Consider the following 14,554-nt stretch of genomic DNA (forward strand, 5'->3'; position numbering starts at 1 on the left):
TAAAGTTTCGAGTTTATATAAAATAAATTTTATATAGCTATGAAATCTATAAAAGAGCAAAGCGACTTTATTAATAAAAAAAAATCTATGATTCTATGTGGTTAAAAAAAATCTATGATAAAAATGACAAAAGAAACTTTACAACAAACAACCGCTTTTTTAATCCAAAAAGGATTTAATAACCCAGAATTCGGTATTATTCTCGGAACAGGATTAGGACAATTGGTCAATCACATCACTATTGAAGCAGAAATAAATTATACTGAAATTCCAAATTTTCCAGTTTCAACAGTAGAATTTCATTCAGGAAAATTAATTTTTGGAACATTCGAAAACAAAAAATTAATTGTAATGCAAGGCCGTTTTCACATTTATGAAGGCTATTCTCCTGAAGAAGTTACGTTTCCAATTCGAGTAATGAAAGCATTAGGTATTAAAGTATTATTAGTTTCAAATGCGTCAGGAGCTATTAATCTAAATTTCAAAAAAGGCGAATTAATGCTCGTTGAAGATCATATCAACTTGCAAGGTGGTTCTCCATTAGCCTTTAAAAATGTATCCGATTTTGGAGAACGTTTTACCGATATGTGCGAACCATACGATTTAAATTTAAGGAATAAAACTATAGAAATTGCTAACAATAATAACATCAAACTACATCGAGGTGTTTATACAGCTGTTGTTGGCCCACAATTGGAAACCAAAGCCGAATATAGAATGCTCAAAATCATTGGAACTGATGCAGTAGGAATGAGCACTGTGCCTGAAGTAATTGTAGCCAATCATCTTAATTTGCCAGTTTTAGCCATTTCGGTTTTAACTGATGAATGTGATCCTGACAATTTAAAACCAGTCAATATCCCTGAAATTATTGCATTGGCTGGAAAAGCGGAACCAAATATGATTACAATTTTTAAAGCACTAATAAAAAACTAGAATGAGAAATTATATAGCCGAATTCATCGGAACATTTGCAATGATATTCTGTGGTACAGGCGCAATAATAGTAAATCAAGAAGCAAATGGTGCAATAACTCATTTAGGAATTTCAATAATTTTTGGTTTAATAGTAATGTCTATGATTTATGCTTTAGGAAATATTTCTGGAGCACATTTTAACCCTGCAGTAACCATTGCTTTTACAGTAGCTAAAAAGTTTCAAGCAAAACAAGTTTTACCTTATATAATTAGTCAATTATTAGGAGCTGTTCTTGCTAGCGCAACACTATATTTCTTATTTCCTAAAAACGAAATGTTGGGAGCAACTCTTCCGACTGGAACCGAATTACAAGCATTTGTATTAGAGTTTATTATAACCTTTATTTTAATGTTTGTTATTCTTTGTGTTGCCCACGGATCTAAAGAGCAAGGTATGTTTGCAGGCATAGCAATCGGTTCTGCAGTTTTATTACTAGCCCTATTTGCTGGACCTATTTGTGGAGCATCAATGAATCCTGCAAGATCATTTGCACCAGCATTAATATCAAATCATTTAGAACATATTTGGGTATACATAGTAGCACCAATTTTTGGAGCCATATCATCGGTATTTATATGGAAATATATCAACGAAAATGAAGAAATTAAAATCAATTAAAAAACTATCTTAAAATTAAATTATTATGGAATCTTATTTAAACGCAACTACAGATTTATACAAACAAGCAGCATTAACTCCAGATGTTGGATTATGTTGTACCACAACTCCTATTTGGAAATTCCCTGGATTAGAGATTCCAATGATTATGCAAGAAATGAACTATGGTTGTGGAAGCACTATATCGGCTCAAGATTTAATTAATAATCCAAAGGTGTTATACGTTGGTGTAGGAGGTGGAATGGAATTGTTGCAATTTGCTTATTTCTCTCGTCAAAAAGGCGGGGTAATTGGTGTTGATGTTGTTGATGAAATGCTAGAAGCGTCTCGCAAAAACTTCTTGGTTGCTGAACAAGAAAATGATTGGTTTAAAAGCGAATTTGTTGAACTTAAAAAAGGAGATGCGTTAAATTTACCAATTGAAGATGAAAGTATTGATATCGCTGCACAAAATTGTTTGTTTAATATTTTTAAAACTGAAGATTTAAAGAAAGCATTGCAAGAAATGTATCGCGTTTTAAAGCCTCACGGGCGACTAGTAATGAGTGACCCTACTTGTGAACAAACTATGAACGAAACTTTACGTAACGACAATCATCTTCGCGCTTTGTGTTTAAGTGGAAGCATTCCAATTGCCGATTATATCAAAGCTTTGACTGATGTTGGTTTTGGAACAATAGAAATTCGTGGGCGTCGTCCATACAGAATTCTGGATCCTGAAAATTACGCAACAGACGAATTGATTTATATTGAAAGTATCGAAGTTTGCGCCATAAAAGACCCAATGCCAGTAGATGGACCTTGTGTTTTTACAGGAAAATCGGCAATTTATTATGGTTCAGATAATCATTTTGATGATAAAAAAGGACATATTTTAATGAAAAATCAACCGCTTGCGGTGTGTGATAAAACAGCTGGGGCTTTGGCTTCTTTGGGTAGAAACGATATGTTTATTAGCCAAAGCACCTTTCATTACAACGGAGGTGGCTGTTGTTAAAGATATCTTTTTTTTGATTAAATTTGTATAAATAAAAAAACAAAAATGATGAAACATATATTCAAAACAGCAATTTTTTCAATACTTTTTTTTAATCAATTTGTCACAGCACAAAGTCCTTGGACAAGAGAAGCTGGGAAAGGATTTGCCCATTTAGGATTTTCTGGAATTTTTTATAATAAAGTAGAAATTAATGGAAAAACAGTCGATTTAAATGCGGATTATACAGATCTAACATTGCAAGTTTATACCGAGTATGGGATAACAAATAATTTGGAATTTCAATTCATTTTACCTTATAAATCAGTAGGTTATAAATCCAATATTGGGAATTTTTCACAAGATTTATCTGGAATTGGAAATGTAAGTTTTGGTATGAAGTACAAAGTGTATGATGGTAGGTGGAAAGTAAGTACAGGATTGTTATTTTCAGCCAATTCAATTTCAAAAAACAATGTCAAGCAATTGAGTTCAGGATTCAATGCAGAAACGTTCTTAACCTATGCATCTATAGGAACAAGTGCTGGTAAATGGTATTATTTTGGAAATATTGGATACGGATTTATGACCAATCATTATTCAGATTATATGAAAGTTTCAGCTGAATTAGGGTATAACATCATTGAAAAAGGGCATATTGTCTTGCTTGTTGATACTAGAAATGTAATTTCAGAGGAAGGTGCTTTTGATGGTGATTCGAATCAATGGCCTTCTTATCAAGACAGACAGTCATTTTCTGCGGTTGGTTTAAAATTTAATTATGACTTCACTAAAGATAAATTTGGAGCTAATATAGCGGTTTTAGGTGCTTTCGATCTTGACAATGCACCAGTAGCACCATCAATAAATTTAGGGGTTTATTCAAAATTCTAACAATGAACAAATATGTAGAAATAGTTTCTAAATCCTATAATGATTACTTCAATTATTTAAAAAATGAAGTATCAGATTTGTATATTGAAAACTATTTCTACGGATTGATTGTTATCTCATTAGTCGTTTTTCTATTAGAGATTATGTTTCCTTGGCGAAAAAATCAGGCTATAATTCGAAAAGATTTTTGGCTGGATTTTTTCTATATGTTTTTTAATTTTTTTCTGTTAAATCTTATTATTCTCATTGCATTATCAAATGTTACGGAACAGCTTTTTAATGATATTTTAGCAAAATTTGATTTGAAACTCATTTCATTACAACTAATCGATATTTCAAAATATCCCAAAATAATTTCACTTTTCCTATTCTTTATAGTTTCAGATTTTATCCAATGGAACACACATCGAATGTTGCATCGAGTGCCTTTTTTATGGAATTTTCATAAAACACATCATTCCGTCAAAGAAATGGGATTTGCTGCACACTTGCGTTATCACTGGATGGAACCAGTAGTCTACAAATCAATGTTGTACATTCCAATAGCAATTATTGGTGGATTTAGTATTCAAGACGTGTTTATAGTTCATTTTTGCACTATCACAATTGGTCACTTGAATCACGCTAATTTAGGCTGGGATTATGGTGTTTTTAAATACGTTTTCAATAATCCAAAAATGCATATTTGGCATCATAGTAAAGAAATGCCTTCTAAATATGGTTCAAATTTTGCACTCACGTTGAGTGTTTGGGATTATATTTTTAAGACCAATTACATCCCAAAAGACGGTCGAGATATTGAATTAGGTTTCAACGGCGATGAACAATTTCCAAAAGAATTCGTCAAACAAGAAATATATCCATTAAAGTTTTAAGTATAATTGAATTAATTTGAATGTATTTAATTAGGATTTAGGTTCTAAAAAGTACAATTTAGTTAAAAAAAAATGTTTTTTAATGATGGAAATGTAAATTATAAAAAATGAAAACGAATCAAAATAAATCTTATGATTAACCCTAAAAATACACTTTCGGTTTTATTCATTTTATTTTATCAAGCGTTTTTGATCAAATAAATCCTGTAGATAAAAATAAAATTGCTAATGGTGGTTATGATCTCGTATCTTATTTTAAAGAAAATAAAGCAACAAAAGGGAATGAAAAAGTTGAGACAACACATAATGGCGTAAAATATCGTTTTTCGAATGCCGAAAATAAAACTTTATTTATTGAAAATCAAGTAAAATATTTACCCCAATGTGATGGTTATTATGCGTATGGTGTTTCCGAAAAAAATGCAAAAGTCTCAATAAATCCAGAAACTTTTAAAATTATTGAAGGGAAATTGTATCTGTTTTACAATGATACTTTACTTGGTACTAGAACAAACACGCTATTAGATTGGAACAAAACAGAAGCCAAACAACTTAATAAAATACATGGGAACTGTCTAAAATTGAAATCGAAAAAGTAATATTTAAACTGATTTAAAAACTTTGCGTTAACTTTTTTACCTCATTATGATAAATAAAATAGGTATTTTTGTTAAAAATAAATTATGGAGTTTTTAGGGAGTTCTGATGAATCAATTCAATTATTGACTATTACCAATAAAGATACGGATGCTGTTACAAGAAATGTAGATAGTAATTTGTTTATTTTTTGGAATACCAATCAAGAAACAATATTGAACATTGATGGGATTGAGTTCAAAATACTGCCCTATCAAATGGTTTTGTTAACAGAGTTCCATAAAATAGATATTTCTAAAATTAATGAAATGAAAATGATAAAATTTAATAGAAAATTTTATTGTATTCACGAGTTTAATGAAAAAATTGGGTGTAGAGGAATCTTATTTTTTTGGGCTTCAGAAATTCCTATTATATCTTTAAATGAAGAAAATATTACTAAATTTGAATTGCTTTGGACAGTTTTTCAAGCAGAATTGAAATTAAAAGACGATCTTCAAGGTGAAATGTTAAAAATGCTTTTGAAACGTTTTCTAATTATGGCAACACGGATTTATAAAGAATTTCATCAAATGAAAGACATCGAAGAATCTAAAATTGATGTAATTAGAAATTACTTTTATTTTGTTGAAACCAATTATAAAACAAAACATTCCGTTGCTGATTATGCCATTTTGCTTAATAAACCTGCAAAATCAATAACAAATCTTTTTGCAGCACATTATAACAAAAGTCCACTAAAAGTGATTCAGGAACGAATACATATTGAAGCAAAACGCTATTTAGGGTTTTCTGACAGAAGTATTAAAGAAATTGCTTATGATTTGGGTTTTGACGATATGCAATCCTTTAGTCGGTTTTTTAAAAATATTGAAGGTGTTTCCCCTAAAGAATTTAAGGATGCTTCACGAAAATTAGCATAATTGATAAGTTATTAGGTAGCATTGTCAATTTCAAGACCTTTTTTTTTAATTAAATTTGAATAAAACTTTAATTATGAAAAATTTTATTCTCCAATTAGCAACATTGTTTTTTTTTATATATACTAATTTAAATGCTCAATGTACCGTTTTGGCTACAAATTTCGGCAATAATGCAACTACTTTATCTTATAATATTACTGGAAATGTAAATGTAGTTTTGAATGCCAACAATACAGTTACACTAAATTTAATGCCAAATTTTATGACCGCTGCTGGACCAGATGTTAGGGCTTACCTTATTGCACCAGGAAGTGTTTCTGATGCTATGATTAGTAACTCAAATATTTCTGCTTTTCCAAATCGTATTATGTTTGGCATTGTAAGTAGTAGTACAATCCCAGAAGATGGGGAAAAAACCTTTACAGTTGCTATTCCTTCAGGGCAAAATATTAGTAATTATACTCGAGTACTTTTTTATTGTCAACAGTTCAATGCTTTTTGGGACTTTGGGAGAATCATTCCTTTTACAACAGGAAATTGCTCAGTTTTAGGAACTGATTCCTTTGAACAGTATAATTTTAAAATGTACCCAAATCCAGCCTATGATAACTTGAATATTGATTTTAAAAATGAAACACAGCCAGAATTGATTAGAGTTTATAATGCATTGGGTTCTGTTGTTTTAGATAAAAAAAACTTTTTAACATCTAATGAAAAAATCAATATAAGTCAACTTAAAAACGGAATTTATTTTGTTGAAATAACGGATAAAGTAAGTAATCAAAAAACGGTAAAACGCTTTATAAAACAGGATTAGATAAACCCTTTGTGAGTGTAATCATTGCGAAATGTCAGTTCAGTGTTTTGTACAGAGAAATGCAACAAAACTTCTCGATACGCGCTTCGCTACTCGAAGTGACGTGAATTGTGAACCGTTTTAATGAAATTTTTCTTGTTCTCTCATCCGTAGCGAAGCCGAAAAGTGTTTTTTTTTAAATCACTTTAACAGACGAATTTTTTTCATTTAATACCAACTACACCCAACGGGTTAAATAAATGATTTTTTATCATTTAACCTGTAAAGCAGTTTTTGATATTTAATTTGTTAATCATCTCCACTAATTTTATTTGGTTTAAAAAGCAACATCTCTAACTCCAAATAGAGCAAACATATCTAAATAATTATACCGTTATGTTGAATAAACCAGTAAAATTATTAACGTATGTTTTTGAATTGCATTACAATAAAAGTCCTCTAAAAGTTATTCAGGAACGAATATATTCTATACTAGCATAAATGTCACTTATAATTTTATGAAGCAAAAAGCACATTTTTTTTTAAAATTTGACAACCTATTCACAAACGTAGTATAATTGCTAAACCAATGTAAAATATGCTTGTAACTAAATTTATAATCTCATATCTAACTATATTTAGTTATTTATTTTGTCATTTTACTTACTAAATAATTTTTGGCACTAAATTTGGTTAATAATTTTATGCAATTTTATTGGATTTTAAAAAAAAGTACTATTTTTAACACCAAAATTAAAACGAAGGGCTATTTTTTTTCGTATATAGAATATGCATAATAACAAATAACTAAATTTTTAAAAATGAAAAAATTAATACTATTAATTGCGTTTCTTGGGTTTTATTCACAAGCACAATCGCAAACTATTGATTTGTTTTTTGAGCAATCAAATGAATTCTTCAAAAAAAATGTAACTCCTGATGGAAAGATTGACTATTTGTCCCTTAAAAAAAGTCCTGGAGAATTGATGTACATTTTGAGTAACATCGAAAAGATAAAAACACAATTTGATACTAAAGAAGCAGCAAAAGCTTTTTGGATTAATGCCTATAATCTCCATGTTATTAAAGGAGTTTTGGATAGTTATCCAATAAAATCTGTTGATTTTGTTAAAGGTTTTTTCAAAGAAAAAACATTTATGGTAGGAAATCAAGAATTAACACTTGATGATATTGAAAACACTATTTTAAGAGAAATTTTTGTCGATGCAGGAATTCATTTTGTTCTCTCAAGTGCAGCAAATGGGGGTGCTCCGTTATTGAACATTGCTTATTTTCCACAAACTGTAAATGAGCAAATGAAACAACAAGCAAAATTGTTTATAAATTCAAAAAATTTTATGAGAGTTAACAAAGAAACTAAGACTGTTGAACTTCCTAAAATTTTCGAATGGTACAAGAAAGATTTTGTTACGCAGTATTTTAATGAAATCGACTTTTTAAATTTATTTTTAGAAAAGAAAATTGACAACAAAATGATTATTAAAACCTATGATTTTGATTGGTCTTTGAATCAAAAAATTTAAAAAAAATAGAATTATATATAAAGCAAGGTACAATGTGATGTTGTACCTTTTTTATTTTTTAGCATATTGATTTTTTACAATCAGTTCCGATGGTTTATTTTGAACCGTATAATCGGTATCTATTGTTCCGCCTACTTCGTTGTGGTTGTCATACCATTTCCAAAGAAATCCACCAGCAAACCAATCTTCTTTCCAGAAAATAGTATAAATTGATTTTAAGGCAATTTCTTGACCTTTTAAGTTCACTAATTTATCTTTTGAGTATTCCCAAGGTTCTTGCGCTGTAAAATCCTTACTTTGATAACCGTACTCTGTGAATAGTATTTTTCGATTGTATTTTTCCGACAGTTTCTTAATCTCATTTTTCAATGGTTTCCAAGCTTTTTGTATTGTTTTTAATGTAGGTGTTTTTTCACCACTTAAAGGGAAATAAGCATCAATTCCTATATAATCAAGACTAGAAATAAAAGGAACCTGCTTGTATGTGTCCCAATTTTCAGCGTATGTAATTTTACCAGAATATACTTTCTTAATTTTTGTAATTAAGTTTTTCCAAAAAAAGGGTCTTGAAGACACAAAACTATTTAATTCAGTTCCAATACAGTAGATTTCGCAATTTGTGGTCTCAGCAATTTTTGCATAAAACAGTATAAAATCTTGATAGTTTTTTTCGAAAGCAACCCATTCATTTTCACTTTTCATATTTATTTTACCTGTAAAACCTCCTTTAGGAATCCAGATTTGAGGTTTTAACATTACTTGTATTTTTCTCACTTTGAATGATTTAGCCGTTTTTTCGATACCTTCTTTGCGCTCGCCAATCCATTGTCTTTTACTATTATAAAGTATTGTAGTGTCAGTAGTGGTTTTCATAAATGCAAATGGCATCAAGGTTACCCAGTTTGCATTTAATTGAATTACAGGTTCAATTGCACTAGTTGTAATGTTTCTGTCTGATGCCACAAAACTAACTCCATTAATTTTTTTTTGAGAATATGAAGTCCCAGTGATTATTAAAAAAAAGAAAAAAAAATGTTTCATTTTTTGATTTTTAAACTAATTTTAAAAATATTGACCTATTCCAAAAACCACACCTTGTGAAGCGTTTTTCGTAATTCCATATCCATAATCTAATCTAAATACAGCATTGAAAATGGTTTTATGGATAAATCGTATGCCCAAACCAGAATAAACCCTAAAATTTTTTGAATTTCCAAAATCGCTAAAATCACCACCGGGATTCCTCCAAGTCCCACTATCAACAAATGCATTTCCTTGCAATACAAACCAATTTTTTTCAAATAATGTTTTTCTAAATTCAGTGTTCAGTACAATAGTTCCAGTTCCTCTATCAATAATATTTCCGACACCTCTTATATTTAAATTGTTATCTACGGAAAATGGAGAAAATGGACTTTCATTATTAGAGGCAAGTCCCAATCGTAATCTAGAAGCCCAGTTCCCACGATTGCCAATTCTTTTGTAATAAAGAAAATCATTCCAACCAATTAAAAATTTTTCTTGAAAATTATTTTCAGAAATTACATATTGAAAAAAAAAGTTATTTTTAAAACCACTTACAATATAGTAGTCATAATTTAGATTGTCATAAGTATACGCTGCTTTTATAAGTTTTTTATTCAAATTCAAATTCTGTGGTATTGAAGTGTTCATTGCTCCTTCAATATATTTATACTTTTCATTAAAAAGGGTTATACCCAATTTGAATTGGTTTTTTGCATTGTATTGGTAAACACCCACAGTTTCGGCAGCCGTATTTGAATAAATGTAATTTGCCGATGTATTATCAAAAAAAACAGGCTCTTTACTAACTAGTTTTTGAGTATTAAATTCAAAGCCATATTTTGAAGAAAAAAATTGTGGTGATGAGAAATTTAACCCAAATGAATTGTAATTATTATATTGATAAAACCCACCAAGGGTATTATTTTTTCCAAGAAAATTGTATTCGTACAATCCAATTCTATAAGCTCCAATTTCGTTAGTAGTCCAAACGGATAGTATTGGTATCAAGCTATGATTTTCGGTTACAGTATAGTTTACTTCGTATTTATTGTTTTCTATTAATTGAATATCAAATTCCGCTTTAGAAATTCCATTTAGTCTATTTAATACCTGAATATCACTCATTATTTGAGTGCTATCTAGGGATTGACCTTCTTTAGTTTTAATTATTTTTTTTAAAAAATCTACATTCATTTTTTTAGTATTTGAAAATACAATTTTACCTATGACTTCATCTTGAGCATAGCTTAAATTTAAGAACAAAAGCATAAGAAAAATAAATTTCATTTAAATGATATTTTAATTACCAAATATCTAAAAAAATAATAAGAATTTAAACTAATAAATTTTGAATATTTTTTTTATAAGAATATGATTTAGTTTAAAAATAAAATATTGATTTTCAGTTATTTATTATTTATTTTAAAAAAAAATATTTTTTTTTAAAACCATAAAAAACTTTTTGTCGTAAATTACTTTAATTAAAACAAAAAATACTATCATTATGATTAAAAACAAATTACTCTCGGTTTTCGTATTTGCATCATTTGCAGTAACAGTTAGTGCACAAAGTCCAGTAAGTGGTTTTATGCAAGGAAAAGGAAAAGGAAATGTGGTTGTTTCCTACGGAATGGAAAAATACGATAAAGTACTTCTTGTGCCAAAAGTTGTAGATGCTGTTCCAGTTTTTAGAAATGTTGATGTTTCAAGCGCTTCTCTTTATGCAACTTATGGTATTACAGACCAACTTGATATCGAAGTTTCATTACCATTTATTACTGTAACTGGAAATGCTTCAGAAGAAGTGCTTAAAAATTTGAATTTTGAAAACGAAAGAAGCGGTTTGCAAGATGTTTCTGCTTTCCTAAAATTCAATCCTTTTGATATTAACATTGGATCTTCAAATTTAAAATTAATTGGTGCTTTAGGTGTTAAGACTCCAGTTGGAGATTATAAGGTAGACGAAGGACTTCAGTCTATAATTGCAATTGGTAATAGAAGTACAACAGTAAGCGCAATTACATTAGCAATGTTTAAAACCAAATATGGAATTTTCACAACAGGACAATTTGGAGTAAACCTAGCTTCAAAAGGTGTTCCTGATTCCTATATATCAGAAATAAAATTAGGATATGCTGCTAGTAAGATTTATGGTGATGTTTTTATTTCAAATCAAACTTCGGCTTTTGGTACTGATATTTTAGCAAATGGATTTGATGGATTCTTTCCTGGAACTAGAGTAAATACAACACGTGTCGGATTGAATCTTTATGCACCCATATACAAAACTATTGGAATTGCAGGTGGTGCAAATTCATATATTGATGGGAGAAACCTTGGGAAAGCAACGGGATTTTACGGAGCATTAGTTTATAAATTTTAATTACGATTTTAAAAAATAGAAAATATGAATAAAATAAAATTTCACATCGGTTTGTTGGTTATTGCTACCACAGCTTTTTTAAGTTCTTGCGAGAATGATTATGAAAATCAATTGCCTAGTATTGCTGCAATTGCAGTTGAAGGAGTAGATTTTAGTATTTTGGAAGCTGCCGCAATTCAAGGGGATGTTGCTTTAACTTTAAGTAATAGTAATCCAAATGATCTATCTGGAAAATACACCGTTTTTGCCCCAACTAATGCAGGATTTGCACGATTAGGTTTTAATACTCCAGGAAGTTTAGGAGGTTTGCAGAATTCTTTTTTAACAAACACATTGCTATATGCTGTTTCTAATGGAAACTTATCAAGTGGTTCAATAGTTGCTGGAGGCACTTCGCAATCTGCTTTAGGACCTAACAGACGTTTTATTACAAGAGGATCAGATAAGTTTATCAATGGTTCAAAAATTATCGCAACGGACGTTGCAGCAAGTAATGGAACTGTTCACGTAATTGATAAAGTTTTAATCGCTTCAGGCGCTGATATTGTTCAAACGGCAATTGCATTACAAACCGCTCAAGTTTTTAAACAAAAAGAATTGACCTTCCTTGTAGAAGCAATTGTATATGCAGGACTTGCAGAAGCATTAACAGCATCAGCAGGAAGTCCGTCATTTACAGTTTTCGCTCCAAACGACGCTGCTTTCAAAGCTTTAGGCCCAATTTTAGGAATTTCGATGAATGTCCCTACTGATGTTCGTCAAATTCCAGTTGCTACATTAAGAGCAGTACTACTAAGCAGTGTGATAAATGATGGAGGAAAGTTTACTTCCGAAATGAACGCTGGTGCTGTAGCCAGTTTGAGCGGAGCAAATATAACATTTGGAGCTTATAATAATGGTGTGTTAACTGTAAAAGGAAACGGTTCATCTGAGGCAAATATGGTTATTCCAGACGTTCAAACTACAAACGGAGTAGTACACGTTATTGACAGAGTATTGTTACCATAAAAATTTATTTATTTTGATTGTTAATAAACCGGGGCAAAGTTTGTAATTCTCCGGTTTATTTTTTTTAATTCAAATTCAGAAAAAAGTAATTAATTTTCAATTATATCATTATTTAATTGTAACATTATAGATATGAAATATTGCTAACTATTAAGGTAAAATTGAAAATTAAATTCCTAAATAAAACTTTAATATTGTTTTTTCCAAGTTAAGTACTATTTAGGAATTATAAAATTAAAAAATCTATGAAAAAGATAATATTAGTAATTACATTTTTAGTCTTAACAACCCTTTGTAAGGCTCAAAGTATTGATGTTTTTTTTAGCAAAACAGATGCGTTTTTTGACAAATATGTCAAAGACAATAAAGTGGATTATGATGCCATTAAAAAAAATGATGATGCTCTTGAGAACATTCTTGAAATAGCTTCTAAAATTGACATTTCAAAAGAAGGTGTAAATACTACAAAAGCATTTTGGATTAACGCTTATAATTTATCTGTTATAAAAGGGATTGTGTCTAGATATCCTGTGAAATCTCCACTCGACATATCTGGTTTTTTTGATAAAATGACCTTTACTATTTCGGGTAAAAAAGTCACGTTGAATACCATCGAAAATAAAATGATTCGTGCAAAATATGATGATGCGCGTGTTCATTTTGCCTTGGTTTGCGGAGCGAATGGATGTCCACCGATTATAAGTAATGCTTATATGCCCAATACCTTAGAGGAGCAGTTAAACAAACAAACTAAACTTGCTGTTAATAATCCAAGTTTTATAAAAGTAAACGAAGAGTCAAAAAAAATTATAGTCTCGCAAATTTTCGAATGGTATAAGGATGATTTTATTTCAAAGAATTCTAAAGAAATTGATTTTATAAATAAATACAGAACTGACAAAATAGGAAATGATTTTAAAATTATATACTATAAATATGACTGGACATTGAATAAAAAAAAATAAATTAGTTTAGATTTTTAACACCAAAAAACCAACCAGAATGAAATACTTTCAAAAACTCTATGTTGTAATTGTATTAAGTCTATTTTCTACAACCTATGCGCAAGTTGATAGCATTTATGTTGGAGAATCAAATATTCAAACGTATACCCCATCTAAACTTTTAGAAAAAGGAAAGTTAGATATTAAATGGTTTAATAATTTGTATACTCAAACACGTGCTGAAGATGATGGAGAGATTGTAGATGTTGATAGATCTAACTATTTTACAACGTCTTTAGAAATTTTTACAGGTGTTTCTGAAAGTAAAAAATTAAATGCAGGTTTGATTCTTGAATTCAGGTCAAATACTTTTGGAGGGAAAAGTGCAGGGAGTGTTTTTGGTTTTAATAATCAATTAGGAGAATCAAGATCTAGGTTCACTCATATTGCACCATCTATAAAAATTGCACCTTTTGAATCTTTAACTAATTTTTCTATTCAAAGTTCCTTTTTTATTCCTTTGCACAAACAAGAGAGCGATTCTAAATTTGCATTTCTTGCGGCTAAAAGTTTTATCTGGCAAAATCGATTTTTCTATGATTACACTTTTACTGGAAGTAAGTTCCAGTTGTTTTCTGAATTGGGGACTCGGTTTTTCTTTGGCAAAAAAAGTAAGAATCCTGATGGATCTTCAAACCCAGAAGGGGGTTATGCAAACAATAGTGTAGAGTTAGCACCAGGTGTTTTTTTAAGTTATTTTCCTTCAAATAAGTTTACTGTTCTAACCTTTTTGCAACACGCTCAATTGATTGAGATAAGTAATAAATTTTCTCAAAATTACACAGCTACAGGTTTAGGCGCAAAATATCAATTATCACAAACTTTAAATATTGAAACCATTTATAGTAAATTTATACGTGGAAATGATTCTGGTTTAGGGCAATCGTTTAATCTTGGTATTAGAGCTATTTTCTAAAATTATAAATTTGTC

The 14,554-nt window shown here is 29.7% G+C and carries 15 protein-coding genes; 13 read left to right on the top strand and 2 right to left on the bottom strand.

Annotated elements, in window-relative coordinates:
- Positions 1–114 precede the first annotated feature (114 nt).
- The 9 genes from RMO70_RS13520 to RMO70_RS13555 all read left to right on the top strand — a co-directional run bounded on the left by RMO70_RS13520 (position 115) and on the right by RMO70_RS13555 (position 8,202).
- Entirely contained in the window at positions 115–936 is an 822-nt protein-coding gene (locus tag RMO70_RS13520) for a purine-nucleoside phosphorylase (protein WP_310556967.1), read from the top strand.
- 1 nt (position 937) lies between these two features.
- Positions 938–1,597, top strand: a complete 660-nt coding sequence (locus RMO70_RS13525; RefSeq protein ID WP_310556968.1) for an MIP family channel protein — start codon at positions 938–940, stop codon at positions 1,595–1,597.
- Between the two features lie 25 nt (positions 1,598–1,622).
- The gene (gene arsM, locus RMO70_RS13530) at positions 1,623–2,594 is read left to right on the top strand and encodes an arsenosugar biosynthesis arsenite methyltransferase ArsM (RefSeq protein ID WP_310556969.1); all 972 of its coding nucleotides are present in this window, start codon (positions 1,623–1,625) and stop codon (positions 2,592–2,594) included.
- 45 nt (positions 2,595–2,639) lie between these two features.
- Positions 2,640–3,467: a hypothetical protein gene (locus RMO70_RS13535; protein WP_310556970.1), complete on the top strand. Its 828-nt coding sequence runs from the start codon at positions 2,640–2,642 to the stop codon at positions 3,465–3,467.
- A gap of 2 nt (positions 3,468–3,469) precedes the next feature.
- Positions 3,470–4,342 (top strand): sterol desaturase family protein, encoded by an 873-nt coding sequence (locus RMO70_RS13540; protein ID WP_310556971.1) that lies wholly within the window; start codon positions 3,470–3,472, stop codon positions 4,340–4,342.
- A 221-nt stretch (positions 4,343–4,563) separates the two neighbouring features.
- Positions 4,564–4,941, top strand: a complete 378-nt coding sequence (locus RMO70_RS16960) for a YHS domain-containing (seleno)protein (RefSeq protein WP_409025091.1) — start codon at positions 4,564–4,566, stop codon at positions 4,939–4,941.
- Between the two features lie 84 nt (positions 4,942–5,025).
- On the top strand, positions 5,026–5,862 hold the full coding sequence (locus RMO70_RS13545; RefSeq protein WP_310556972.1) for a helix-turn-helix domain-containing protein: 837 nt from the start codon (positions 5,026–5,028) through the stop codon (positions 5,860–5,862).
- 73 nt (positions 5,863–5,935) lie between these two features.
- A complete protein-coding gene (locus tag RMO70_RS13550; protein ID WP_310556973.1) occupies positions 5,936–6,679 on the top strand; it encodes a DM13 domain-containing protein in 744 nt (247 codons plus the stop codon).
- 800 nt (positions 6,680–7,479) lie between these two features.
- Positions 7,480–8,202 carry a DUF547 domain-containing protein gene (locus RMO70_RS13555; protein ID WP_310556974.1) on the top strand — a complete coding sequence of 241 codons (723 nt, stop codon included), beginning with the start codon at positions 7,480–7,482 and terminating at the stop codon, positions 8,200–8,202.
- A gap of 51 nt (positions 8,203–8,253) precedes the next feature.
- Here RMO70_RS13555 and RMO70_RS13560 read toward each other — a convergent pair whose 3' ends face one another.
- Positions 8,254–9,243 carry a glycoside hydrolase family 113 gene (locus RMO70_RS13560; RefSeq protein ID WP_310556975.1) on the bottom strand — a complete coding sequence of 330 codons (990 nt, stop codon included), beginning with the start codon at positions 9,241–9,243 and terminating at the stop codon, positions 8,254–8,256.
- Positions 9,244–9,264: 21 nt separating this feature from the next.
- Positions 9,265–10,515 (bottom strand): POTRA domain-containing protein, encoded by a 1,251-nt coding sequence (locus tag RMO70_RS13565; protein ID WP_310556976.1) that lies wholly within the window; start codon positions 10,513–10,515, stop codon positions 9,265–9,267.
- Between the two features lie 217 nt (positions 10,516–10,732).
- Between RMO70_RS13565 and RMO70_RS13570 the strand changes: the two genes are divergently transcribed.
- The 4 genes from RMO70_RS13570 (at position 10,733) to RMO70_RS13585 (ending at position 14,539) form a co-directional block, all read left to right on the top strand.
- Positions 10,733–11,611, top strand: a complete 879-nt coding sequence (locus tag RMO70_RS13570) for a hypothetical protein (protein ID WP_310556977.1) — start codon at positions 10,733–10,735, stop codon at positions 11,609–11,611.
- Between the two features lie 24 nt (positions 11,612–11,635).
- Positions 11,636–12,619: a fasciclin domain-containing protein gene (locus RMO70_RS13575; RefSeq protein WP_310556978.1), complete on the top strand. Its 984-nt coding sequence runs from the start codon at positions 11,636–11,638 to the stop codon at positions 12,617–12,619.
- Between the two features lie 245 nt (positions 12,620–12,864).
- Positions 12,865–13,584 (top strand): DUF547 domain-containing protein, encoded by a 720-nt coding sequence (locus RMO70_RS13580; protein ID WP_310556979.1) that lies wholly within the window; start codon positions 12,865–12,867, stop codon positions 13,582–13,584.
- Between the two features lie 37 nt (positions 13,585–13,621).
- Positions 13,622–14,539 carry a hypothetical protein gene (locus RMO70_RS13585; protein WP_310556980.1) on the top strand — a complete coding sequence of 306 codons (918 nt, stop codon included), beginning with the start codon at positions 13,622–13,624 and terminating at the stop codon, positions 14,537–14,539.
- The last annotated feature ends 15 nt before the right edge of the window (positions 14,540–14,554 follow it).

It is taken from the genome of Flavobacterium sp. (assembly GCF_031422135.1).
In the GTDB taxonomy this organism is placed as follows: Bacteria; Bacteroidota; Bacteroidia; order Flavobacteriales; family Flavobacteriaceae; genus Flavobacterium.